Annotated in this window: 22 protein-coding genes; 10 read left to right on the top strand and 12 right to left on the bottom strand. The window is 72.4% G+C overall.

Annotation, left to right across the window (positions count from 1 at the left end; all coding sequences use genetic code 11):
• Window positions 1–94: 94 nt before the first annotated feature.
• Entirely contained in the window at window positions 95–1114 is a 1020-nt protein-coding gene (locus tag ACWD11_RS22385; protein WP_451284961.1) for a cation diffusion facilitator family transporter, read from the top strand.
• A 2-nt stretch (window positions 1115–1116) separates the two neighbouring features.
• On the opposite strand, the gene ACWD11_RS22380 is transcribed toward ACWD11_RS22385, so the two are convergent.
• Both ACWD11_RS22380 and ACWD11_RS22375 read right to left on the bottom strand, forming a co-directional pair.
• On the bottom strand, window positions 1117–1674 hold the full coding sequence (locus tag ACWD11_RS22380) for a YbaK/EbsC family protein (RefSeq protein WP_451284960.1): 558 nt from the start codon (window positions 1672–1674) through the stop codon (window positions 1117–1119).
• Between the two features lie 30 nt (window positions 1675–1704).
• Entirely contained in the window at window positions 1705–2277 is a 573-nt protein-coding gene (locus tag ACWD11_RS22375; protein ID WP_451284958.1) for an XRE family transcriptional regulator, read from the bottom strand.
• A gap of 106 nt (window positions 2278–2383) precedes the next feature.
• Between ACWD11_RS22375 and ACWD11_RS22370 the strand changes: the two genes are divergently transcribed.
• Window positions 2384–3241, top strand: coding sequence for an EamA family transporter (locus ACWD11_RS22370; RefSeq protein ID WP_451284956.1), 858 nt, complete (start codon window positions 2384–2386; stop codon window positions 3239–3241).
• 444 nt (window positions 3242–3685) lie between these two features.
• On the opposite strand, the gene ACWD11_RS22365 is transcribed toward ACWD11_RS22370, so the two are convergent.
• Window positions 3686–4450 carry an acyltransferase gene (locus tag ACWD11_RS22365; RefSeq protein ID WP_389417555.1) on the bottom strand — a complete coding sequence of 255 codons (765 nt, stop codon included), beginning with the start codon at window positions 4448–4450 and terminating at the stop codon, window positions 3686–3688.
• 104 nt (window positions 4451–4554) lie between these two features.
• Between ACWD11_RS22365 and ACWD11_RS22360 the strand changes: the two genes are divergently transcribed.
• A complete protein-coding gene (locus ACWD11_RS22360) occupies window positions 4555–5073 on the top strand; it encodes a gamma carbonic anhydrase family protein (protein ID WP_389417554.1) in 519 nt (172 codons plus the stop codon).
• A gap of 66 nt (window positions 5074–5139) precedes the next feature.
• Here the strand turns inward: ACWD11_RS22360 and ACWD11_RS22355 are convergent, their stop codons facing one another.
• From ACWD11_RS22355 to ACWD11_RS22335, 5 genes are all read right to left on the bottom strand, one after another.
• A complete protein-coding gene (locus ACWD11_RS22355; RefSeq protein ID WP_451285245.1) occupies window positions 5140–5778 on the bottom strand; it encodes a DedA family protein in 639 nt (212 codons plus the stop codon).
• A gap of 74 nt (window positions 5779–5852) precedes the next feature.
• Window positions 5853–7397, bottom strand: a complete 1545-nt coding sequence (locus ACWD11_RS22350) for a carboxylesterase/lipase family protein (protein ID WP_451284953.1) — start codon at window positions 7395–7397, stop codon at window positions 5853–5855.
• Window positions 7398–7408: 11 nt separating this feature from the next.
• Window positions 7409–9877 (bottom strand): beta-glucosidase, encoded by a 2469-nt coding sequence (locus tag ACWD11_RS22345; protein WP_451284951.1) that lies wholly within the window; start codon window positions 9875–9877, stop codon window positions 7409–7411.
• Window positions 9878–10094: 217 nt separating this feature from the next.
• Window positions 10095–11627 carry an RICIN domain-containing protein gene (locus ACWD11_RS22340; RefSeq protein ID WP_451284949.1) on the bottom strand — a complete coding sequence of 511 codons (1533 nt, stop codon included), beginning with the start codon at window positions 11625–11627 and terminating at the stop codon, window positions 10095–10097.
• A 406-nt stretch (window positions 11628–12033) separates the two neighbouring features.
• Window positions 12034–12471 (bottom strand): DUF4442 domain-containing protein, encoded by a 438-nt coding sequence (locus tag ACWD11_RS22335; protein WP_389417970.1) that lies wholly within the window; start codon window positions 12469–12471, stop codon window positions 12034–12036.
• 164 nt (window positions 12472–12635) lie between these two features.
• Between ACWD11_RS22335 and ACWD11_RS22330 the strand changes: the two genes are divergently transcribed.
• Together ACWD11_RS22330 and ACWD11_RS22325 are read left to right on the top strand one after the other, a co-directional pair.
• Window positions 12636–13643 carry a hypothetical protein gene (locus ACWD11_RS22330; RefSeq protein WP_389417549.1) on the top strand — a complete coding sequence of 336 codons (1008 nt, stop codon included), beginning with the start codon at window positions 12636–12638 and terminating at the stop codon, window positions 13641–13643.
• A 74-nt stretch (window positions 13644–13717) separates the two neighbouring features.
• The gene (locus ACWD11_RS22325; RefSeq protein ID WP_451284947.1) at window positions 13718–15007 is read left to right on the top strand and encodes an MFS transporter; all 1290 of its coding nucleotides are present in this window, start codon (window positions 13718–13720) and stop codon (window positions 15005–15007) included.
• On the opposite strand, the gene ACWD11_RS22320 is transcribed toward ACWD11_RS22325, so the two are convergent.
• Window positions 14969–15808 carry a spermidine synthase gene (locus ACWD11_RS22320; protein WP_451284945.1) on the bottom strand — a complete coding sequence of 280 codons (840 nt, stop codon included), beginning with the start codon at window positions 15806–15808 and terminating at the stop codon, window positions 14969–14971. The genes ACWD11_RS22325 and ACWD11_RS22320 overlap by 39 nt on opposite strands.
• Before the next feature lie 89 nt (window positions 15809–15897).
• Complete coding sequence (gene tuf, locus ACWD11_RS22315; protein ID WP_451284943.1) at window positions 15898–17076, bottom strand: elongation factor Tu; 1179 nt, start codon at window positions 17074–17076, stop codon at window positions 15898–15900.
• Window positions 17077–17663: 587 nt separating this feature from the next.
• On the opposite strand from tuf, the gene ACWD11_RS22310 reads away from it, so the two are divergent.
• Window positions 17664–18425 (top strand): TVP38/TMEM64 family protein, encoded by a 762-nt coding sequence (locus tag ACWD11_RS22310; RefSeq protein WP_389417545.1) that lies wholly within the window; start codon window positions 17664–17666, stop codon window positions 18423–18425.
• A 4-nt stretch (window positions 18426–18429) separates the two neighbouring features.
• On the opposite strand, the gene ACWD11_RS22305 is transcribed toward ACWD11_RS22310, so the two are convergent.
• On the bottom strand, window positions 18430–19599 hold the full coding sequence (locus ACWD11_RS22305) for a thiolase family protein (protein ID WP_451284940.1): 1170 nt from the start codon (window positions 19597–19599) through the stop codon (window positions 18430–18432).
• Window positions 19600–19692: 93 nt separating this feature from the next.
• Here ACWD11_RS22305 and ACWD11_RS22300 point away from each other — a divergent pair, with 93 nt between their 5' ends.
• Window positions 19693–20166 (top strand): winged helix-turn-helix transcriptional regulator, encoded by a 474-nt coding sequence (locus tag ACWD11_RS22300; RefSeq protein ID WP_451117034.1) that lies wholly within the window; start codon window positions 19693–19695, stop codon window positions 20164–20166.
• A gap of 4 nt (window positions 20167–20170) precedes the next feature.
• On the opposite strand, the gene ACWD11_RS22295 is transcribed toward ACWD11_RS22300, so the two are convergent.
• Window positions 20171–20968: an alpha/beta fold hydrolase gene (locus ACWD11_RS22295; protein WP_451284938.1), complete on the bottom strand. Its 798-nt coding sequence runs from the start codon at window positions 20966–20968 to the stop codon at window positions 20171–20173.
• A gap of 168 nt (window positions 20969–21136) precedes the next feature.
• On the opposite strand from ACWD11_RS22295, the gene ACWD11_RS22290 reads away from it, so the two are divergent.
• The 3 genes from ACWD11_RS22290 to ACWD11_RS22280 all read left to right on the top strand — a co-directional run bounded on the left by ACWD11_RS22290 (window position 21137) and on the right by ACWD11_RS22280 (window position 22808).
• The gene (locus ACWD11_RS22290; protein ID WP_451284936.1) at window positions 21137–22012 is read left to right on the top strand and encodes an undecaprenyl-diphosphate phosphatase; all 876 of its coding nucleotides are present in this window, start codon (window positions 21137–21139) and stop codon (window positions 22010–22012) included.
• A gap of 89 nt (window positions 22013–22101) precedes the next feature.
• Window positions 22102–22281, top strand: coding sequence for a hypothetical protein (locus ACWD11_RS22285; RefSeq protein WP_389417540.1), 180 nt, complete (start codon window positions 22102–22104; stop codon window positions 22279–22281).
• Between the two features lie 59 nt (window positions 22282–22340).
• Complete coding sequence (locus tag ACWD11_RS22280; protein ID WP_389417539.1) at window positions 22341–22808, top strand: nuclear transport factor 2 family protein; 468 nt, start codon at window positions 22341–22343, stop codon at window positions 22806–22808.
• Window positions 22809–22880: the final 72 nt, after the last annotated feature.

The following is a 22880-nucleotide window of genomic DNA, read 5'->3' as shown; positions in this document are numbered from 1 at the left end:
GACGCCGTGGACCGGGTAAGTCCACCACCGTCACTGGAACCGCCGTCACCGGAACCGCCCGCCACCGGAACCGCCGTCACCGCAAGGGGGCCCCGTGAGCCACCCGCACCGCCCACCGCACCACCACCCCACACGCCGCCACCGCATCACCCACCTCCTCCGGCCCCACTCCCACGACACGGCCGACAAGCTCGACAACGCCCTGGAGTCATCGGCCCGCGGCATGCGCGCGCTGTGGGTGTCGCTCGCGGTGCTGGGCGCGACGGCACTCGTCCAGGCGGTCGTCGTGGCGATGTCCGGCTCGGTGGCCCTGCTCGGCGACACCGCGCACAACACCGCCGACGCGCTGACCGCCGTACCCCTCGGCATCGCCTTCGTGCTGGGCCGCCGCGCGGCTACCCGGCGCTTCACCTACGGCTACGGCCGCGCGGAGGACCTGGCGGGGCTGGTGATCGTGCTGACCATCGCGGCGTCGGCGGCGTTCGCCGCGTGGACGGCGTTCGACCGGCTGCTGGACCCCCGCCCCGTCCAGCATCTTCCCGCGGTCGCCGCGGCGGCGCTGGTGGGGTTCGCGGGCAACGAGTGGGTGGCGCGGTACCGGATCCGGGTCGGCCGGGCGATCGGCTCGGCCGCACTCGTCGCGGACGGTCTGCACGCCCGTACCGACGGATTCACCTCGCTCGCGGTGCTGCTGAGCGCGGGCGGGGCGGCGCTCGGCTGGCAACTGGCCGACCCGGTCGTCGGGTTGGCGATCACCGCGGCGATCGTGCTGGTGCTGCGGGACGCGGCGCGGGAGGTGTTCCGGCGGGTGCTGGACGCCGTGGACCCGGCCCTGGTGGACCGGGCCGAGCGGGCGGTGCGGGAGGTGCCCGGGGTGCGCGGGGTGGGCGAGCTGCGGCTGCGCTGGATCGGGCACCGGCTGCGCGCGGAGGTCGCGGTCGTGGTGGACGGCGAGGCGACGGTACGGCAGGCCCACGCGATCGCGGTCGACGCCGAGCACGCCCTGCTGCACGCCGTCCCCCGGCTCACCGCGGCCCTGGTCCACGCGGACCCGGCGCCCGTGCCCGGCGAGGCGGATCCACATCTGCCGCTGGCCCACCACACGGCGGCCTGAGCTCAGGCGAGCCCGAGCCCTTCCAGTACGACGGCTCCGGGCAGCTCGGCGAATGCCTTGCCCGGCACCAGCAGCTTGCCGCGGCGGCGTCCGCTGCCGACGAGGACGTAAGGAAGGTCGACCACGGCGGAGTCCACCAGCACCGGCCAGTCGGCGGGCAGTCCGATCGGGGTGATGCCGCCGTACTCCATGCCGGTCTCGCCGGTCGCGGTGTCCATGGCGGCGAAGGATGCCTTGCGGGCGCCGAGTTGGCGGCGGACGGCACCGTTGACGTCGACGCGAGTGGTGGAGAGCACGACACAGGCGGCGAGTGTGGTCTCACCGCCGCGCTTGCCCGCCACCACGACACAGTTGGCGGACTGCTCCAGCAGCTCCTGGCCGTAGTGCTCGACGAACACGGCGGTGTCGGCCCATTGCGGGTCGGTGTCGACGTAGACGATCTGGTCGGCGGGGACGGCGCCGCTCCAGTGGCGTACGGCGTCGGCGACCGGGGCGGTCAGCTCGTCGAGGCAGTCGGGGGCCGGGACGGCCCGGTCGAAGTGTCCGATGGGTGCGCGCATGGCCGCACGGTAGCAAGCGTGCGGCGCCGCTCAGTTGACGGGTGGGACGGAGACCGCCATCACCATGCGCATCGGCACCTCGCCGGTATTGCCGTACGTGTGGGGGGTGTTGGCCTCGAAGGAGGCGGTCGCGCCCGCCGGGACGCGGTACTCCACGCCGTCCACGGTGAGGGTCAGCTCGCCCTCCAGGACGTGGAGCAGTTCGGCCGTGCCGGTCGGATGCGGGTCCGAGGCGCTGCTCTCGCCGGGCATCAGCCGCCACTCCCACAGCTCCAGCGGTCCCGGTGCCTCGGTGCCGGCGAGGAGGAGGTTGTAGCTGCCGGTGTCGGTGCGCCACAGCCGTACGGCCTGGTCGGCGGGGACGATACGGACCTGCGGGCCCTGCTCGTACTCCAGCAGCGTGGTGATGCTCACGCCGAGCGCGTCGCCGATCTTCACGACCGTGCCGAGGCTGGGGTTGGTGCGCGCCTGCTCGATCTGGATGAGCATCCCGCGGCTGACGTTGGCCCGGGTGGCGAGCACGTCCAGGGTGAAGCCGCGTACCGCACGCCAGTGCTTGACGTTGCGGGCCAGGGACTGGGTCAGCAGGGCGAGGTCCGACACGTTCCGTCCAACGTTTGGTCCATCACAGTGAATGGCACGGTTCAATTTACTGCACTACGGTGGGGTGCACCCGATCGTGCACCGAACTGTACTGCGAGGCAGCCCCGTGACAGCACTCTTCGCCCTGGCCACCAGTCTGCTCTGGGGGCTGGCCGACTTCGGCGGCGGACTGCTGGCCCGGCGCATCCCGGCGCTCACCGTGGTGGTCGTCTCGCAGTCGGTCGCCGTGGTCGTGCTGGGCGTGATGGTCCTCGCGACCGGCGGCTGGACCGAGATCGGCCCGCAGCTGTGGTTCGCGGTCGCCGCCGGGGTGGTCGGACCGGTCGCGATGTTCGCCTTCTACAAGGCGCTCGCCCTCGGCCCGATGGGGGTGGTGTCCCCGCTGTGCTCACTGAGCGTCGCCGTCCCCGTGGGCGTGGGCCTCGCGCTCGGCGAGCGTCCCGGGATGTTCCAGCTCGGCGGGATCGTGGCGGCCGTGACGGGGGTGGTACTCGCGAGCGGGCCGCAGGTCAAGGGCGCCTCGGTGCAGCGCCGGGCCATCGTGCTGACGCTGGTCGCCGCGCTCGGGTTCGGCGCGGTGATGGCGCTGATCTCCGAAGCGTCGACGTCCCTCACGGGCCTGTTTTTGGCCCTGTTCGTCCAGCGCGTCACCAATGTCGTCGTGGGCGGCACGGCCCTGTACGTCTCGGTGCGGCGCGGCTCCCCCGCCCTGCCCGAGGGCGGTTTCCCCTGGCGCGCGCTGCCGGCGCTCGGTTTCGTGGGGCTCGCCGATGTCGCCGCGAACGGCACGTACTCGATCGCCGCCCAGAACGGCCCGGTCACCGTGGCGGCGGTCCTCGCCTCCCTGTTCCCGGTGGTGACGGCCCTGGCCGCCCGCATCACCCTGAACGAACGGCTCCGCGGGATCCAGGCGGCGGGAGCAGGCCTGGCCTTGGCCGGCACGCTATTGCTGGCCACGGGCTGAACCATCTCGCCGCCCCCGACGGCGACCATCCCGCCCGGGATCGACACCGGCGCAGAGGCCCACCCGCATAGGCCCCACTGGCGCCCGCCCACATCAGCCCCAACCGCCGGGCACGTCCAGCACAGCCACTCGGAGGGATGCCCAGCAACGCCCACGCCCACAGACCTCGACACCCCACCGCAACGGCCACCCGTCATGGGGTCCAACCCCGCCCGACCCGGCCCGGCTGTCGCCGCCCGCTAGCAACACCGACGCAGCCGCCCCCGCCGGGAGGCGCCCGGGGCAGCGCCCGCTCAATCCAGGACGGCCCGCCCCATCAACCCTCGGCGCCCGCCACCGGCACCGGCACCGGCACCGGGCCAGCACAGCCCACACCAGGACCGGCGGACACTCCCGCCCTGGCGACTGCCACCACGCCCATGCCCAGGCTCTGCACCCCTCAGCTCACCCCTCCGCGTCCAGCTCCGCCAGTCGCGCCACCGACTCCTCGTCCAGGTCCGCCAGGGCCGCCAGTTGCTGCGAGGTCACGCCGTCCGGTATGGGGACCGGTGCCGGTGTCCGCAAGGGGGGCTGCCAGCCGTCCGTGGGGGTCCAGCGGCGTACGACCCGGGCGGGCGCGCCCGCCACGACCGCGTGGTCGGGGACCGCGCCGCGGACCACGGCCCCGGCCGCCACGACCACGTTCCGGCCGATCCGCGCACCCGGCAGGATCACCGCGCCGGTGCCGATCCAGCAGCCCGGTCCGATCGACACCGGCTCCATCCGCGGCCACTGCTTGCCGATGGGCTCGTGCGGGTCGTCGTAGGAGTGGTTGGTGGACGTGACGTAGACGTACGGGCCGAAGTAGCAGTCGCTGCCGATGGTGACCGTGGTGTCGGCGATGACATGGCTGCCCCGGCCGAGGACGACACCGTCGCCGATGCGCAGGATCGGTTCGGGGCCGAGGTCGAGGTCGGGCATCAGGCCCGCGGTCAGCGTCACCTGCTCGCCCACGATGCAGTGGGAGCCCAGGTGGATCCACGGTTCGCCGAAGACCGTGCCGAGCGGAAACGCCAGGCGGGTGGCCTCGCCGATCGCGCCGAAGTGGAAGCGCCCCGGCCGCTCGGCCGTCACCGAGCCGGTGCGCTGCACCCAGGCCCAGCCCGCGTGGACGGCCCGCTGCGCCACTCGGCGACGCCAGGATGAGAACGTGTTCTTGCTCTTCGGCACGCGCTCACCGTACTGAGCGTCCGGCGCCCTGATGAGCCGGAGGGCCTGTGATCTTCACCCCAACCGGTGGCGTACGGTGCCCTGAGTCACATGACCGGGAGGCGATGATGATCAAGGGAATCGGCGGCCGGGAGCCGAAGGTGGACGAGGACGTCTTCGTGGCGCCCACCGCCTCGGTGATCGGTGACGTGACGCTGCGGGCGGGGGCGAGCGTCTGGTACGGCGCCGTGCTGCGCGGTGACGTGGAGCGGATCTCCGTCGGCGCGAGCAGCAACGTGCAGGACAACTGCACCCTGCACGCGGACCCCGGCTTTCCGGTCACCGTGGGGGAACGTGTTTCCATCGGGCACAACGCCGTGGTGCACGGGGCGACCGTGGAGGACGACTGCCTCGTCGGGATGGGGGCGACCGTGCTCAACGGGGCGGTGATCGGGGCCGGTTCCCTGGTCGCCGCGCAGGCGTTGGTACCGCAGGGGATGATCGTGCCGCCCGGGTCGCTCGTGGCCGGAGTGCCTGCGAAGGTCAAGCGGGAGCTCACGGAAGAGGAGCGTCAGGGGATCACGCTCAACGGGACGATGTATGCGCAGTTGGCAGGGGCTCACCGAGAAGAGCACGGTCACTAGGGGTCGTATGCGGTCTGCGGCGGCGCGGGGGTCGATCGCGCGGTTCCCCGCGCCCCGGAGGGAGCCCTACTCCCCGGCGCTCACCAGCTCCGGCTCCGCGGACGGCGCCCGCTTCGCCTTGCGCTTCAGGATCAGGAACGACGTCAGGCCGATCAGGACCGCCGCCACCAGGCCCAGCCACGAGAACCGCTTCAGCCAGGACTCGGCGACCACGCCCACGTAGTAGATGACCGCCGTCGTGCCGCCCGCCCAGAGGATGCCGCCGAGGACGTTGGCCGTGAGGAACTTCCAGTACGGCATGTGCAGGACGCCCGCGAGGGGGCCCGCGAAGATGCGCAGGAGGGCGACGAAGCGGCCGAAGAAGACGGCCCACATGCCCCACTTCTGGAAGGAGCGCTCGGCGGTCGCGATGTGCCCCTCGCTGAAGTGCCGGGGGAACTTGCCGCCCAGCCAGGCCAGCAGTGGCCGGCCGCCCCTGCGGCCGATGGCATAGCCGATGGAGTCACCGATGATGGCGCCCGCGGTGGCGCAGGCGCCGAGGATCACGGGGTCGATCTCACCGTGCTGCGAGGCGAGCAGCGCCGAGGAGACCAGGATGATCTCGCCGGGCAGCGGGATGCCCAGGCTCTCCAGACCGATGACTACGCCCACCAGCAGATAGATGGCGAGCGGGGGCACCGTTTCGAGCCATTCCTGGACGTGCAACACCGCTTCCTCTCCTCCGGGCGTGTCCCCGGCGCGCGCTCGTGGGCGAGCGCGCGCCGGGGAAGCCTACCTGGTCAGCGCGGTGGCTCCGCGTCCCACAGGTCGCACTGGTGGTCGCCGTACACGGACGTGGTCGGAGCGTTGCCGCCCGCGGACGCCGTCCGCAGTGACAGCACTCGCTCCGGCCCGCCCTCCGGCATGGCGGGCTGCCCGTGGGCGCGGGGCACTCCGGTGCGGACGAAGGAGCCCCAGTACTGGACCGTCTGCCGGGCCAGCGCCCGCTGCTCGGCGTTGAGCGGGGTTTTCAGCCCGAAGTGCTTGAAGAGGTACTGCACCTCGTTGACGTGGGTGGCGCCGAAGTCGAAGTCGGTGCCGAGGCCGCGCAGGGAGGCGAAGGGCGGGGAGGTGCGGTCGGCGAACTCGTACGTGTACACCGGGCCGCGTCCGGCGAGCGTGCCGTCGAGCCGGAGCGCGGAGCAGGCGAACATCCGGTCGCCGAGGGCGGTACCGAAGGCGATCGTCGGGGAGGGGTGGGCGGTCAGGGGGTAGCGGGCGAGCGCCTCTTCGCCGAAGGAGGCCCGCATCACCGCCGGGTACCGGTCGGCCGTGAGCGGAGCGCCCGCCCCGTCGAAGCGGCCGAAGGCGAACAGCCGCCCCTCGTCCAGATTGGCGCCGTTCATCACCGGCACCCCGGCCGCCGTTCCGGAGGCGAAGGCCGCGGCGGGCTGCACGGGCAGGAAGGCGCCGCCGGTCACCGGTCCCCAGTCGAAGCCGCCCTGCGCGGCCAGGATCTCGGCGGACGACTTACCGCGCAGACACGCCACCGTGGCACAGCCGAGCTTCTCGGCGAAGGCGGCGCCCTGTTCCACCGCCGTTTCCCGGGTGCGGGCGGCGCAGTCGTCGTAGGCGCCGCTCTGGATGATGCCCGCCCGGAACAGGCCCGTCGCGGTGGGCGAGGCGAGCTGGGTGCAGACCGAGCGGCCGCCCGCCGATTCGCCCGCGATGGTCACGCGGCGAGGGTCGCCGCCGAAGCGGCCGATGTTGGCGCGCACCCAGCGCAGCGCGGCCTGCTGGTCGAGCATGCCGAAGTTGCCGGAGACGCCGTCCTGGGCCGCGTCGTCGAGGCCGGCTGTCGCAAGGAAGCCCATCGCCCCGAGGCGGTAGTTGACGGTCACGACGACCGTGCCGGTCTGCCGGGCGAAGGTGTCGGGAACGACGTCCTGACCGGCTCCGGCGGTGAGTCCGCCGCCGTGGAACCAGACGAGCACCGCCCGCTGCCGGGAGCCCTCGGGCACGTAGACATTGAGGTCGAGGCAGTCCTCGGTGTGGCTGGGCCGCTCGTACCCGGGGTCCCAACTCGCGCCTTGCACGCACTTGTTGCCGAAGTCGCGGGCGCCGCGGACGCCTTGCCAGGGGCGGACCGGCCGGGGCTCCTTCCAGCGCAGCGCGCCGACGGGCGCCTCGGCGTACGGGATGCCGAGGAACTGCCGCCCCTCGGCGGTGCGTTCACCGCGCACCAGCCCCGCCTCGGTGCGTACGACCGGCCCCCGCTGCCCCTCGGCCGCCTGCGCCGGAGCGGGGACGATCACCGCGGCCGCGAGGGCCGCCAGTGCTGTCACGACACGACGTATCACCCGTGCACCTCCACACTCGTACGAAGCCGCAGATCCCCCGCGGACGCCCCTACCCACACGCTGCGCCGCCCGGTGCCCAGCACCCAGTCGTGGCGGTCCGCGTCCCAGGACGACAGCGTCCGCGCCGCGACCCGCACGGTCACCCGGCGCCGCCGCCCCGCGCCCAGCGCGAGCCGCCGGTATCCGCCCAGCACCCGTACCGCCTGGTCGAGTTCCAGGTCGGGCGAGCGGCCCACGTACACCTGCGGTACCGCGATCCCGGCGCGCCGCCCCGTGTTGCGGACCGTGAAGCGCACGTCGAGGCCGCGCCGGTTCCACTGCGCGGAGACGTCCTCGTAGGTGAAGGAGGTGTACGACAGCCCGTGCCCGAAGGGGAACAGCGGGCGCTCGCCCTCGGCGTCGTACCAGCGGTGTCCGGCGTGGACGCCCTCCGAGTAGACCTCGGTGCCGTCGACGCCCGGGTAGCGGCGCGGGTCCCCGGCGACGGGATGGCGGTCGTCGTCGACGGGGAAGGTCTGGGTGAGGCGTCCGCCGGGATCGCAGTCGCCGAACAGGACGGCGGCGGTGGCGGCCGCGCCCTCCTGACCCGGGTAGTACATCTGGAGCACGGCTCCCGTGCGCTCCAGCCAGGGCATCGAGGTGGCGGAGGAGGTGTTGAGGACCACGGTGGTGCGCGGGTTCACCGCCGTCACCGCCTCGATCAAGTCGGCCTGCTGACCCGGGAGTTCGAGGGTGGTGCGGTCCTGGCCCTCGGTGGCGTCCTCGTAGGCGAACAGGACGACCTGGCGGGCGGCGCGTGCGGCCCGTACGGCCTCGGCGACGTCCTGGGCCCGGGTCGCGCTGGTGATACGGCGCAACCGGAACTCCTGCCCGGTGTCCCCGCCCGGTGCGGTGATCCTCAGCTTGTGCGGGCCCCGGGCGAGCTCGACCGTCCTGCGGCGCACGGACATCCCGTCAGCGGCGGTGGTGACGTAACCGCCCATGAAGTACTCGCCCCAGCCCGGCACGAGCGGGAAGAGTTCCTCGCCGTCGAGGACCACCTTCGGCCGGATCGTCGGCGCGCCGGAGTAGTGGATGACGAAGGTCCACTCGTCGTCCTCGTCGACGGTGAGCGTGCCGTCGTACGACCAGGTCCGTCCCGCCTCGACCCGCTTGCCCTCGCTGGCGAAGCCGGGGCTGAGCGCGGCGGCGGGGAGGGGCTTGCCGAAGATGTCCTCGCCCAGGGCATGGGTCACCCGGCCGCCGCGGGCGCGAAGGGCGTCGAGGGGGCTGTCGGCGCGGTCGGGCACGACATGGGCGCTGCCGCCGCCGCTGATGAAGGGCAGGGACCCGGGCTGGCCGATCACGGCGATGCTGCCGCCGGTCAGCGGGAGGGTGCCGCGCTCGTTGCGCAGCAGGGTGGCGCCCGCCTTGGCGACCTCCAGCGCCACGGCCGCTCCCGCCCGGCTGTCGCGAGCGGGTCTCGGCGGTGCGCTGCCGTCGAGGAGACCGAACCGGTCCATCACCGACAGGATCCGGCGTACGGCCCGGTCGACGGACCGCTCGGCCACGCTGCCGTCGCGTACGGCCCGCTGCAGCGCCGGGCCGAAGTGGGTGCCGTCCGGCATCTCCAGGTCCAGGCCCGCGGTGAGGGCCTTGTGGGTGCTGTGGGCGGCGAACCAGTCGGTCATCACCAGGCCCTCGAACCCCCACTGGGTGCGCAGGATCTCGGTGAGGAGGGCCTTGTTCTCGCAGGCGTAGGTGCCGTTGACCTTGTTGTAGGCGCCCATGACCGCGCCGGCGCCGGCGCCGACGGCGGCCTCGAAGCCGCGCAGTTCGACCTCGTGCATGGTCTGCTCGTCCACCCGGACGTCGACGGTCTCGCGGTCCCGCTCCTGGTTGTTCAGGGCGAAGTGCTTGACGGTGGCGACGAGTCCCTCGCCCTGGATGCCCTCGATCTCGGCGGCCACCAGGTCGGAGGCGAGCAGCGGGTCCTCGCTGAACGTCTCGAAGTTGCGCCCGGCGTACGGGGTGCGGATGAGGTTGACCATCGGGGAGAGCAGGACGTCCTGGCCGAGGGCGCGGCCCTCGTGCCCGATGACCCGGCCGTAGCGGCGGGCCAGCTCCGGGTCGAAGGCGGAGGCCAGCAGGACGGGTGCGGGCAGGGCGGTGGCATGTGCGGTGACCCGGACCCCGGCCGGGCCGTCGGCCAGGCGCAGGGGCGGGATGCCCAGGCGCTCGACGCCCGGGAGGTAGCCCGCCTGGCCGAGCGGGGCGGGGTCGGTGGCGCCGTGCAGGAGGGAGATCTTCTCGTCGAGGGTGAGCCGGGCGAGGAGGCTCTCGACGCGCCGCCCGGCGCTCGGGCCGGTTCGGCCGTGCGCGTGGGCGCTGGACAGTGGGGCCGGTCCACCGGTCGCCGCGGCGGCGACGGCGACGGCGCCGCCCACCAGCCGCAGGGCGGATCGCCGGGAAACAGTGTCGGTCATGGCAGCCGTCACTCCTTCGGTGTGCGGGCACGACGATGTGAACCGCGGTGCGCTGGAGCGCCCGGTCTGTCTTCGCCCTTTGAACGCACTATGCGTCAATCGGACTTGACACCCCGTGAGCGACGCCACCGGCGCGTCGGAAACGTAGGACCGGCGGTGACTCGTGTCAATAAGCCGAGCAGAGAAGGGGCCACCCCGGTGGGAGTGGCCCCTTGGTCTAGGAGAGCAGCGAGTCGAGCGGCTCGGTGACCGCGGAGAGGGTGTCCAGCGCCCCGGCGGGGAGGAAAGCGGCCCCGTCCACGGGGTCGGGCTGAGCTGCCGGTTCGGGTTCTGTACGCGTGTCGGCCTGGGCGACGCGGGTCTCGTACGGCTCCTGTTGCCGGCTCCGGTCGGGGGTCTGCCGCTCCTTCCTCACCTCCGGGGTGTCGAACGCCCAGCGCTGGTCCGCGGATCCGTCCCGCCCCGCGACCGTCACGTCCTTTTCGTCGCCGGGCGCCACGACTCGGTCCTGGCCGCCGCGGAGCAGGAGCTCGCCGTGCACGGTGAGGTCGTGGCGCACCTCGCCGGCGTGCACCAGGCAGTCATCGAGCACGACCGTGCCCTCCTCGGCGCGGGAGTTCAGGCAGAGGGTGGGATCGGCGGCGCTGCGCAGCAGGCCGTCGCTTCGGTACGACCACCGCTGGGATCCGGCGGCCGAGCAGCCCGCGAGGACGGTCGCCACGCCGGGCCGGGGCGCCGCGCCGTGGAGGTCGAGGCAGAGTCCGGTGCCGAGGTTGCGCAGTCGGCCGTGGCCCAGTTCCGGGGAACGGCTCACGGAGGCGGGGTCCGGCGTCGGCGGCTCGGTGGCCGCGCTCGGCGCGCCCCAGGTGGCGTGCGGGGCGGGGACACCGTTGTCATCCGTCCAGCCTTTGCTGATCAGGACGGTCGCGAGCAGGGCGAGGGAGGTCAGACCGACACCGACGACGACCTTGGTCCGCCCGGCGGGCCGGGTCGTCTTCCGTGCCGCGACGGGCCGGTGGCGTCCGCCACGCGCGCGTGCCGATGTCGTCGGGTGCTCGTGGGCGCGGCCGGGGCGGGAGTCCAGATAGCGCCGGGCGCCCCAGCCGAGGACCGTCTCGGCGAGCAGTTCCTCCAGGCCGCCCTCGAAGTGGCTGAGCTGTTCGGCGGCCTGCCGGCAGTAGCGGCACTCGGTCAGGTGCCGCTGGACATCGGGCAGCAGCGAACCGCCCCGGCGGATCGGGACATCGAGGAGGCGGTTGTAGAAGCGGCATTCCCGGGTGGGCGCGAGTTCATGGTGGGCGCGGACACAGGCGGTGCGGAATTGCTCGCGGGCCTGCTCCAGGGCGGCCGATGCCGTCACGCCGTCCACGCCCAGCAGACCAGCCGGTACGGATATGGGTTCCGCCTCGACCTCGGTGTGCCACAAGAGGCATTGCGAGGCGCCCGGAAGGGCCCGGAATGCGTGTTCGGCGAGCCGTCGCCTTTCAGGGGTCACGGACCTCGCCGCCCGAAGCCCACGGGCTCCGGTCGTTTTACGGAGTTCCGGAAGGGCGGCGGAAATCCTTTCGTCGGCCGCCCACTCCTTGACCGTCTCGCGTACGGCCATGAGGAGTTGGGGACGCAGCGCGCCGCCGGCCGGCTTGCCGAGGACCCGGTGGAAGGCGTTCGCGGTCACCATGGACGCCGGGCTACCGGCCACGGCCAGGCAGATCACGGCGTACTCGTGGGCGGGCCGCCAGTGCCGGGCCATCAGCAACGGAACACCGTCGGCACCAGTGCCTGACGGTGCGAGACGGGCGAGGAGATCACGGTCGGAGTCTTCGAGGCGCAGTCCTGGGCGTGGGGGGTACGGGGGGCGTGGGGGGTAAGGGGATTGCACGGAATCATTTCCTTCCAGGCCGCTTGCGGCACACCCCGTGAGGGGGCGCTCACTTTCGCACAAACGACTGACGGGAAACAAGGAGTTCGAAGGGCCCGTTAGGCAAGTGCCTTGGAATGCAGAATAGTTACCGCCGGTATCCGCACCGGCATTCGAAGCTGTGGTCCGAACCAATCCCGAAGGTGTGCGCACGGCAAGGGGATTACCGCACGGATTCTCCGCACATGACACAGAGGGCCCCCACCGGGGACCCTCTGCGGAAGAACTCTGTGTCCGGTCAGCCGTTGGGGCGGAGCGTCCACACCACGGTCATCTCGGTCGTGACCGCGCCGTCCGCGCGCTGGATCGCCACGCTCACCGGGAACTCCGGCCGCTCGCCCGCGTCGAGCTCGGCGACGACCTCGTCGATCGGACGGCCCAGCGTCGCGGTGGCGGTGACCGCCCCCAGGGCGATCTTCTTGAAGGCGATCTCCGCGGTGACCGGGAGCGGGACGGCCCGGGACAGCTGGTCCCCGAAGGCGGCGAGCACGATCGCCCCGCTGGCCGACTCCCCCAGCGTGAACATCGCGCCGGCATGCGGTCCGCCGACGTGGTTGCGGTACTCGCTCTGGTCCGGAAGGGCCAGCACGGCCTTCTCCGGGGTGGTCTCCAGGTACTCCAGGTTCAGCGTCCGAACCATCGGCACCGTGGCGGCGAGCAACTCGCCGATCGACATCTGATCTGCGCTCATGGCGGCATGTTACCCACGAGTAGCGTCGCTGGCCAGATTCCCGTCCCGCTCGCCGTACGGACGTTCCGCCGATCCGCCACCGTTTTGCTACGTCCCTGACAAGGTCCGGTGACCGAATCGTGTCCCTGGCGCCGTTAGGGTTGCTGCCCATGTGGCCAGGACAGCAGCCGCCCGGGGGCGAGCAGAACCCGCAGCAGCAGAACAACCCGTACCAGCAGCCGGGGTACCAGCAGCCGAATCCGTACCAGCAGCCGGGCTATCAGCAGCCCAACGCCTACGGTCAGCAGCCTCAGTGGGGCGCGCCGACCCCGGCCGGGGCGCCGGCTCCGCAGGGCGGTGGGGGCGGCGGCAACCGGACCAAGCTGGTGGCGATCGTGGCGGCCACGGCCGTGGTCGTGGCGGCCGGTGTCACCGGGCTCCTGGTGCTGGGCGGCGACGACAGCGACAAGGCGGACGGCAAGGCGTCGCCGAAGCCGACCGTGAGCAAGTCGGCCGAGCCCACCGCCTCCGAGTCCGGCTCTGAGGCCGACCCGCGCGGCGAGGAGGAGCTGGAGCCGACCGTCGAGGGCTGGAAGGTCGTCGTCAACCCGCGCTTCGGCACGATGTTCGACGTGCCCGCCGACTGGGAGATCGACAACGCCGACACCAGCGTCGGCTTCGAGTGGGAGGACAAGGACGGCAAGCTCGACCGGTCCACCGTCACCGCCCCCGCCTACCTCAAGTCCAAGTGGTGCACGGTCGACTCCGACAAGGACGGCCGCACCGAGGACACCGCCCTGGTCACCGCCGGTACCCGCGGCGAGAACGGCGCGAAGGACCTCGCCGAGGCCGCGGAGACCCGGGTGCCGTGGTGGATCTTCGGCGGGTACACCCAGCCGGACCGCAAGAGCGTGAAGTTCACCAAGCCCAAGCCGTACACCACGACCTCGGGCATCGAGGGCAGCGTGGCCACCGCCCACTCGGAGAACACCCCGCAGAACGGCAAGTGCGACAGCGAGGGCAAGGCGATCACCTTCGCGTTCGAGAACGGCGCGGGCGACTTCGTCACCTGGAACCTCTTCGGCGCCAAGGGCGTCAAGGAGGAGATCCCGGAGGCGACGATCCAGAAGATCCTGAGCACCGTCCGCCTCACCGAGGCCATGCCGACCGACACCTAGGCGCAGCCGGCGGGGACCGAAGTTGCCCGGAATCGTATTTGGCAAGTCGGCCCCGCCGCGGCGATAGTCGCCGGGTGAAGCCCACCATCCCGCTCCGCCGCCCGACCTGGGCGGGCCGCAACTACACCCTGCTGACCGCGTCCGCGGTCGTGACCAACCTCGGCAGCCACGGCGCGCTGATCGCCGCCGCGTTCGCCGTACTGGAGTCGGGCGGGGACGGCGGCGACGTGGGCCTGGTGGCGGCCGCCCGGACCCTGCCGCTGGTGCTGTTCCTGCTGATCGGCGGAGCCGTGGCGGACCGGCTGCCCCGGCACCGGGTGATGGTCGCGGCCAACGCCCTGAACTGCGTGTCGCAGGCCGCTTTCGCGGTGCTGGTGCTGACCGGCGAGCCGCAGCTGTGGCAGATGATGCTGCTGACCGCGCTCGGCGGCACCGGCCACGCCTTCTTCTCCCCCGCGGCCGAGGGCATGCTGATGTCCTCGGTCAGCGGCGACCAGGTGAGCCGCGCGTTCGCCATGTTCCGGATGGCCATGCAGGGCGCCGCGGTGGGCGGTGCCGCCCTGGGCGGTGCGATGGTCGCCGCGATCGGTCCCGGCTGGGTGCTCGCGGCGGACGCCGCCGCCTTCGCCGTCGCCGGGTCGCTGCGCGCCTTCCTCGACGTCAGCCATATCGCGCCGCGCGCCCCCGGCGGCGGCCTGCTCTCCGATCTGCGGGAGGGCTGGCAGGAGTTCAGCGGCCGGCCGTGGCTGTGGGCGGTGGTCGTGCAGTTCTCGATCGCGAACGCGGTGGTCGGCGCGGCCGACGCGGTCTACGGCCCCCTGGTCGCCCGCGACCATCTGGGCGGCGCCGCGCCCTGGGGCCTCGCCCTGGGCTTCTTCGGCGCGGGCACGGTCGCCGGCGCCCTGCTGATGACCCGCTGGAAACCCCGCCGGCTGCTCCTCGCCGGCTCCCTGTGCGTCTTCCCGCTGGCCCTGCCCTCCGCCGCCCTGGCGATCCCCACCTCGGTGGGCGTCCTGTGTGCCGTGATGTTCCTCACCGGGGTGACCCTCGAGGTGTTCGGCGTCAGCTGGATGACCGCGCTCCACCAGGAGATCCCGGAGGACAAGCTCTCCCGGGTCTCCGCCTACGACTGGTTCGGCTCGGTCGCCCTGGTCCCGCTGACCGCCGCGCTGGCGGGCCCGGCGGAGTCGGCGTTCGGGCGGACGTCGGCACTGTGGGGCTGCGCGGTGCTGGTCGTCGTGGTCACGGCGGCGGTGCTGTGCGTCCCGGACGTACGGAATCTGCGCCGCCGTACCAAGCACGTGACCGCGGCCTCCGCGCAGCCGTCAGCCGATGCCGAAAGCCCCGTCGGGGGGCTCGGGTGACGGTACGGCGTCCTCGTCCCGTACCGGCCGCGCGCCGCCGATGAACCTCCGCAAGGCCGGCCCGTGTTCCACCCGGGCCGGGAAGGCGTCGGACGCGGTGAGCCGGGTCAGGGCGGCGAGGTCGACGGGCCGGTGCGCGGCGACCAGAACGGCGTTGCCGAACCGCCGCCCCCGCAGCACCCCCGGCTCGGCGATCAGCGCCAGCTCCTCGAACACGGCCGCGAAGGTGGCGAGCTGGGAGCGCAGGAACGTGAACGGCGCGGCGTCGGCGAGGTTGGCGAGGTACACCCCGGTGCCGCGCAGCACGCGCTCGGCCGCGCGGGCGTAGGACAGGGACGTCAGATGCGCCGGGACCCGGGACCCCCCGAAGACGTCGGCGACGAGGACGTCGACGGAGTCGGCGGGGGCCGCCTCCACCCAGGCACGAGCGTCCGCGGGGTGCAGCCGTACGCCTTCGGGAACCGGCAGGTGCTCGACGACCAGCTCCAGCAGCCCCCGGTCGGCCTCGACGACGTCCTGCCGTGACCCCGCGCGGGTGGCGTCCACGTACCGGGGCATCGTGAGCGCCCCGCCCCCGAGATGCAGCACGTCCAAGGCCGCACCCGGCTCCGCCACGACATCCAGCACATGCCCGAGCCGCCGCGCGTACTCGAACTCCAGATGAGCCGGCTCGTCGAGGTCGACGTAGGACTGCGGAGCCCCGTCGACCGTGAGCAGCCAGGCCCGCTCACGGTCGACGTCGGGCATGAGCTTGGCGGTGCCGTGGTCGACTGTCCGGCTGACGGGGAGGGCTTCGGTCACGTCCCCATTGTGCGGGGCGGAGAACGCCGGGAAGGGGTGCGGGGGACTGCGCGACCAGCCACGACCGGGCCGGCAGTCCCCCACGCACATCAGCCGGCCATCACACGGGTCACGGTCCCCGCGCCCACGGTCCGTCCGCCCTCACGGATGGCGAACCCGAGCCCGGGCTCCAGCGGAACCTCGCGCCCCAGTTCCACGGTCATCGTGACCGTCTCCCCGGGCCGCGCGACCCCCGCCGCACCGAGGTCGACGTCGCCCACCACATCCGCCGTACGGATGTAGAACTGCGGCCGGTAGCCGGTGGAGACCACGGTCGTACGGCCGCCCTCACGAGCCGACAGCACATACACCTGCGCGGTGAACCGCCTGCGCGGCACCACGCTCCCCGGCGCGGCCACCACGTGCCCGCGCCGCACCGCGTCCCGGGGCACCCCGCGCAGCAGCAGCGCCACACTGTCCCCGGCCTGCGCCTCAGCCATCGGCTTGCCGAAGGTCTCGACGCCGGTGACGACGGTCTCGACGCCGGCTCCGAGCACCACCACCCGGTCGCCGGCCCGCACGGTGCCCCGCTCGACGGCGCCGGTGACGACGGTGCCGCGGCCGGTGATGGTCAGCACGTTCTCGACGGGCAGCAGGAACGGCGCGTCCACATACCGCTCCGGTGTCGGGACGTAGGTGTCCACCGCGTCCAGCAGCGCCTCGACGGCCGCCGTCCACTTCGGGTAGCCCTCCAGGGCGCGGAGCCCCGAGACCCGTACGACAGGGGCGCTGTCACCGCCGTATCCGTGCTCGGTGAGCAGGTCGCGAACCTCCAGCTCGACGAGTTCGACCAGCTCCTCGTCGGCCTCGTCCGCCTTGTTCAGCGCGACGACCACATGGTCCACGCCCACCTGCCGGGCCAGCAGTACGTGTTCGGCGGTCTGCGGCATGATCCCGTCGAGCGCGGAGACGACGAGGATCGCCCCGTCGAGCTGCGCGGCGCCGGTGACCATGTTCTTGACGTAGTCGGCGTGGCCCGGCATGTCCACATGGGCGTAGTGCCGGGTGTCGGTCTCGTACTCGACGTGCGCGATATTGATGGTGATGCCGCGCGCGGCCTCCTCCGGCGCCCGGTCGATGCGGTCGAAGGGCACGTAACGGGTGCCGGAGTCGCGCTCGGCGAGGACCTTGGTGATGGCGGCGGTCAGGGTGGTCTTGCCGTGGTCGACATGGCCCATCGTGCCGATGTTGAGATGCGGTTTGGTGCGAACGTAAGCCGTCTTGGACATGGCGGTACCTCGAAGCGTCAGAAGTGGCGGTGGGACCCCGGGAAGCGGCCGACCCTCCCCCTGCGGGGTCCGCCGGACGATCCGGAGAGGGTCAGCTTCGGGCGCCGTCGACTGCGGCCGGGAAGACGAGGACGGCAGCCTTCGGGGCATCCGCGACCGCGGATGCTGCGAGGACGAAGGCGTGCCGGAACATGAGGCCGATACTCGTCGACGCGGTGTCCGACGTCGAATGGTTTTCGGCGGTATCACCCCAGGCGCCGCCCGGGATACGGGACTTCAGGCCCCGATGTTCTTCAGCGCCTCCCGCACCGACAGTGGCACGAAGCGTCCCTGTCGGTGTGTTGCCGGTAGCGCAGCTGGTGGAGCAGGGCGGTAGCGCAGTACTGGTACTCGCGCTCCGGCAGCCGCCAGCAGCGCAGGACGGGGTGGGCCACGTCCTTCATGTACGCCCGCATGGGCGCGGCCCGTTCCGGATCGGCCGCGGCGCCGTGCACGCGCTGTCGGGGACCTCGGGGGTTCTCCCGCCTGTCACGCTCATGAGACGAACCATACGGCGATCACACACATTTGTCGGTTAGTGTCACCGGATGCTCGATGCCCACACCCGCTCTGGGGGCACTGCCGTGGTCTCTCCCCGGGCCGCCACTTCGGAGCTCGCCGTCGCCGTACCCTCCAGCTTCGCCGCGCGCTGCACCAGAGCGCTGCTCTCGCCCTGGACGCGGCTGTCCCTGCTGGTCGCGCTGCTGGCCTCGGCCGCGGTCACCGTGCTGCTTTTCGAGCCGCAGCGGCTGCTGGCGGACGGCTGGCCCCCGCAGGTGAGCGGGGCCGCGGCGACGGTGGTGTTCGCGGTGGTGTACGGGCTGTGCACGGTGGCGTTCGTGCCGCGGCCGCTGCTGAACCTCGGCGCGGGCGCGCTCTTCGGTTCCCAGCTGGGTCTGGCCGCAGCGGTGGCGGGGACCGTGCTCGGGGCGGGGCTCGCCTTCGGGCTCGGCCGGATCCTCGGCCAGGAGGCGCTGCGTCCGCTGCTGCGGGGCCGCTGGCTGAAGGCGGCGGACGGGCAGCTGTCCCGGCACGGCTTCCGCTCGATGCTGGCGGTGCGGCTGTTCCCCGGGGTGCCGTTCTGGGCGGCGAACTACTGCGCCGCCGTCTCCCGCATGGGCTATGTGCCGTTCCTGCTGGCGACGGCGCTCGGTTCGATCCCGAACACCGCCGCCTACGTGGTGGCCGGCGCCCGTGCCTCGGCGCCGACCTCGCCCGCCTTCCTGATCGCGCTGGCCTGTATCGCCGTACCGGCTCTGGCGGGCGTGGTGGTGGCCTGGCGCAAGCGTCATCACCTGCGCGGCCACTGAGCGGTCAGACCGACTCCAGGATCATCGCGTTGGCGAGGCCGCCCGCCTCGCACATCGTCTGCAGGCCGTAGCGGGCGCCGCGCTCGCGCATCGCGTGCACCAGGGTCGTCGTCAGCCGGGTGCCGCTGGCGCCGAGCGGGTGGCCGAGGGCGATGGCGCCGCCGTGCACGTTGACCTTCGCGAGGTCGGCGCCGGTCTCCTGCTGCCAGGCCAGGACCACGCTGGAGAAGGCCTCGTTGACCTCGAACAGGTCGATGTCGTCCAGGGTGAGCGAGGCCCGGCGCAGCACCTGCTCCGTGGCGGGGACGACTCCGGTGAGCATCAGCAGCGGGTCGGAGCCGGTCACGGCGAAGCTGTGCAGCCGCGCGAGCGGGCGCAGGCCGAGCCGGGCCGCGGTGTCGGCGGAGGTGATGAGCACCGCGGAGGCGCCGTCGTTGACGGGGCTGGCGTTGCCCGCGGTGACGTTCCACTCGATCTGGGGGAAGCGCTCCGCGAAGGCGGGGTCGTGGTAGGCGGGCTTCAGTCCGGCCAGGATCTCGGTGGTGCTGTCCGGGCGGACGCACTCGTCGCGGGCGACCCCGTCCAGGGGGGCGACCTCGGCGTCGAAGCGGCCCGTGGCCCAGGCCTCGGCGGCCTTGTGGTGGGAGGAGACCGCGAAGGCGTCCATCCGGTCCCGGGTGAGCGACCACTTGGCGGCGATGAGTTCGGCGCTGATGCCCTGTGGGACCAGGCCCTCGGGGTAGCGCTCGGCGATGCCAGGGCCGAAGGGGTCCTTGCCGGGCGGCACGTTGGACCACATCGGCACCCGGCTCATGGACTCCACCCCGCAGGCCACCACCAGGTCGTAGGCGCCCGCGACGACGCCCTGCGCGGCGAAGTGCACGGCCTGCTGGGAGGAGCCGCACTGGCGGTCCACGGTGGTCGCCGGCACCGACTCGGGGAAGCCGGCCGACAGGGCGGCGTAGCGGGTGGTGTTCATGGCCTGCTCACCGACCTGGTCGACGGTGCCGCCGATGACGTCGTCGATCAGCGCGGGGTCGACGCCGGAGCGCTCGACGAGGGTGCGCAGGGTGTGGGCGAGGAGTTCGACGGGGTGGACGTGGGCGAGGGCACCGCCGGGCTTGCCCTTGCCGAGGGGGGTGCGTACGGCTTCGACGATCACTGCGTCACGCATGGAGCGGCCTCCGCGACTACTGGTCAGTAGGAAATCCAAACTCACCATAGACCGGTGAGTTGGAAAAACAAACCCTCTATTAGGCTTGGCGTCATGCCCGCCCCCAAGGACCCGCGCCCCTGTTCCATCGCCGACGCCCTGGCACTGGTCGGCGAGAAGTACTCCCTGCTCGTCCTGCGGGAGGTGTGCCTCGGCAACGGCCGCTTCGACCAGCTGGTGCGCAACATCGGCGCCCCGCGCGACATCCTGGCCACCCGGCTGCGCCGCCTCGTGGACGCCGGGATCCTGACCAAGCGGGCCTACAGCGAACGGCCGCAGCGCTTCGAGTACCGGCCCACCCGGGCGGGCCTGGAACTGGAACCGGTCCTGGTGACCCTCATGGCGTGGGGCGACCGGCATCTGCGCGGGGACGAGAACCGGCCGATGGTGATCGAGCACGTCTGCGGCAACGAACTGCTCCCGGTGGTCACCTGCTCGGCCTGCGGCGACGAGGTGCGCCACGAGGACCTCAGCGCCCATCCGCAGGCCGAGGGCTGGACGGTGGCGGGGCCGACGGCGGCGGCCTGAGCCCTCACGCGTGGGCGTGGCAGAAGGCGCGCACCGCCCGCGTGAACCCCTCCGGGTCCTCCAGGTTGCTCAAGTGCCCCGCCCCGGGCAGCAGGACCAGCTCGGCGCCCGCGATCTCCGCGGCGAAGTCCCGGGCGACCGCCAGCGGCGACCGGGCGTCGGCCTCGCCCCACAGCAGCAGGGTCGGCACCGCGACGCGAGGCAGCACGTCCCGGAGATCGGCCTCGGCCATCAGGTGCAGCTGTGCCCCCAGCGTCCTGGGGCGCACGTCACGCCGCATCGCGTCGAGCAGGGCCGCGAACTCGGCGGGCGGAGCGCCGGTGGCGAACAGCCCCGGCAGCGTCGGATCGAACTCCTCGGGCGGCGCGGCGAGCATCCGCTCGGCGGCCACCACCCGCGCGGTCACCTCGTCGGCCGGCAGCGAGCCCTGCCAGCCCGCGTAGGTGCCGGCCAGGAGCAGCGTCCTGACCAGCTCCGGCCGCTGCCGGTACAGCTCCAGCACCACGGTGCCGCCCCAGGAGAGCCCGGCGACATGGGCCGGGCCGAGCCGCAGGTCCTCGATGACGGCGGCGAGGGCGCGGGCGTAGTCGGCGAGCCCGAATCCGCCGGGCACGTCCGAGGAGCGCCCGGCGCCCGGTTCGTCCCAGGCGACGACCGTGAAGTCGCCGGCCAGCGCCTCGGTCTGCGGCCGCCACATCCGGCCGTCCAGACCCGCGCCGTGCACCAGGACCAGGGGCGGCCCCGGTCCGTCTCCCACGCGCGCGTAGGCGACCTCGACCCCTCTGACCCGCACGGTAGCCATGAATCCAGGCTAGCGACGGGCGGGGCCGGGCGCTCTCTGCCAAACCCCTGTGCCATGGCCGTCACCGAGGGGCGCTACGCTGCCCTCGACCACTGTGATCACCGTGCCCCCGTGGCGCGGTGTGGCCGTTCTCGCCTACCGCCATCAGCACTTGGACGTCGTACTTTCATGACCTGGTTTGAATCCCTCATCCTCGGACTCGTCCAGGGGCTGACTGAGTTCCTCCCCGTGTCCTCCAGCGCCCACCTGCGGCTGACCGCGGCGTTCTCCGGCTGGGAGGACCCGGGCGCGGCCTTCACCGCGATCACCCAGATCGGCACGGAAGCGGCCGTGCTGATCTACTTCCGCCAGGACATCGGGCGGATCATCCTGGCGTGGTCCAGATCGCTCACGAACAAGGCGATGCGCAGCGACCACGACGCTCAGATGGGCTGGCTGGTGATCGTCGGCTCGATCCCGATCGGTGTCCTCGGCGTGACGCTGAAGGACCAGATCGAGGGCCCGTTCCGCGATCTGCGCATCACCGCGACCATGCTGATCGTGGTCGGCATCATCATCGGCATCGCCGACCGCATGGCGGCCCGCGACGAGAGCGGCGGCAAGCACCGCGCCGCCAAGCAGCGCAAGGAGCTCAAGGACCTCAACGTCCGCGACGGCCTGATCTTCGGCCTCTGCCAGTCCGCGGCCCTGGTCCCGGGCGTCTCCCGGTCCGGCGCCACCATCAGCGGCGGCCTGTTCATGGGCTACACCCGCGAGTCGGCGGCCCGTTACTCCTTCCTCCTCGCGATCCCCGCGGTCCTCGCCTCCGGCCTGTTCGAACTCAAGGACGCCATGGAGGGCGGCCACGTCACCTGGGGCCCGACGATCTTCGCGACGGTCATCGCCTTCTTCACCGGATATGCAGTCATCGCCTGGTTCATGCGATTCATCTCCACCAAGAGCTTCATGCCCTTCGTCTACTACCGCATCGCCCTCGGCATCCTGATCATCGTGCTGGTGGCCACCGGTGCGCTGAGCCCTCACGCGGGCGAGCCTGCGCACTGACCGCGGCGGAATTTTCCGTGACTCATCACATACGGGATGCGTAGCCGTTCGGTAGCGCAGTGTCAGTGCTTGCCCCTAGGCTTGCCCGCATGTCCCCGGATTTCTTAACCCCTGGTTCCGTGCGCTCGGCCGCCGAGGTGAACGAGCAGATCCGCGCCCTGTGGGTGCGTGCGGGCGGCACCCTGTCCGCCCAGGAGCGCGCCGAGTACGAACTGCTGGTCGTCGAATGGGCGTCCGCGATCCGCTGCGAGGTCATCGAGGCGGCATAGGGCGACGCAGTCGCGGCATGCCTCTTGGCGTCGTTCGTCCCATGCCCAACACTGAGCCGATGACGCAGCGTGTGGAGCTCGCGACCGTGATGGACCGGCTGGCCGTCGACGGTCTGATCACCGAGTACGCGGTGGCCGTGGACGACGGCGACTGGGAGGCGTACCGCGGGCTGTTCGCCCCCGCGGGGCGCGCGGACTACCGCTCCGCGGGCGGTATCGAGGGGGACGCCGGACAGATCGCCGAGTGGCTCGCGGAGAACATGCGGCTCTTCCCGATGCGCCAGCACCTCATCGTCAACCGCCGCGTGCGCTTCGGGACCCTGGACCAGGACACCGGGGACACCGCCCAGGTGCAGGCCGACTACGTCAACCCGATGCGCCTCGCCCGCGACGGCGAGCCCTCCGCCGCCCCCGACTTCGTCTGCGGCGGCCGGTACGCCTTCGGCATGACCCGCACCGACGACGGCTGGCGGCTCGACCGGGTCGTCGTGCGGGAGAAGTGGCGGCAGCTGCCCGCGACACGATGATCGATTCCCTGCGGGTGCTCTGTTTAGGGGCCGATCCCAGCGCGCACACTGGAGGAACCACGGGTCAGGGAG

The sequence above is a fragment of the Streptomyces sp. NPDC002776 genome (genome assembly GCF_053592195.1).
The sequence above is the reverse complement of the archived record's forward strand: the minus strand, read 5'-3'. Positions and strand labels throughout refer to the sequence as shown.

Excerpts from the sequence above, each read along its gene's own strand:
- ACWD11_RS22380 (WP_451284960.1), bottom strand. The coding sequence starts at position 1,674 with ATGCGCGCACCCATCGGACACTTCGACCGGGCCGTCCCGGCCCCCGAC.
- ACWD11_RS22360 (WP_389417554.1), top strand. The coding sequence starts at position 4,555 with ATGATGATCAAGGGAATCGGCGGCCGGGAGCCGAAGGTGGACGAGGAC.
- ACWD11_RS22345 (WP_451284951.1), bottom strand. The coding sequence starts at position 9,877 with ATGACCGACACTGTTTCCCGGCGATCCGCCCTGCGGCTGGTGGGCGGC.
- ACWD11_RS22340 (WP_451284949.1), bottom strand. The coding sequence starts at position 11,627 with ATGGCCCGGCACTGGCGGCCCGCCCACGAGTACGCCGTGATCTGCCTG.
- ACWD11_RS22335 (WP_389417970.1), bottom strand. The coding sequence starts at position 12,471 with ATGTCGATCGGCGAGTTGCTCGCCGCCACGGTGCCGATGGTTCGGACG.
- ACWD11_RS22330 (WP_389417549.1), top strand. The coding sequence starts at position 12,636 with ATGTGGCCAGGACAGCAGCCGCCCGGGGGCGAGCAGAACCCGCAGCAG.
- tuf (WP_451284943.1), bottom strand. The coding sequence starts at position 17,076 with ATGTCCAAGACGGCTTACGTTCGCACCAAACCGCATCTCAACATCGGC.
- ACWD11_RS22310 (WP_389417545.1), top strand. The coding sequence starts at position 17,664 with ATGCTCGATGCCCACACCCGCTCTGGGGGCACTGCCGTGGTCTCTCCC.
- ACWD11_RS22305 (WP_451284940.1), bottom strand. The coding sequence starts at position 19,599 with ATGCGTGACGCAGTGATCGTCGAAGCCGTACGCACCCCCCTCGGCAAG.
- ACWD11_RS22300 (WP_451117034.1), top strand. The coding sequence starts at position 19,693 with ATGCCCGCCCCCAAGGACCCGCGCCCCTGTTCCATCGCCGACGCCCTG.
- ACWD11_RS22295 (WP_451284938.1), bottom strand. The coding sequence starts at position 20,968 with ATGGCTACCGTGCGGGTCAGAGGGGTCGAGGTCGCCTACGCGCGCGTG.
- ACWD11_RS22290 (WP_451284936.1), top strand. The coding sequence starts at position 21,137 with ATGACCTGGTTTGAATCCCTCATCCTCGGACTCGTCCAGGGGCTGACT.
- ACWD11_RS22285 (WP_389417540.1), top strand. The coding sequence starts at position 22,102 with ATGTCCCCGGATTTCTTAACCCCTGGTTCCGTGCGCTCGGCCGCCGAG.
- ACWD11_RS22280 (WP_389417539.1), top strand. The coding sequence starts at position 22,341 with ATGACGCAGCGTGTGGAGCTCGCGACCGTGATGGACCGGCTGGCCGTC.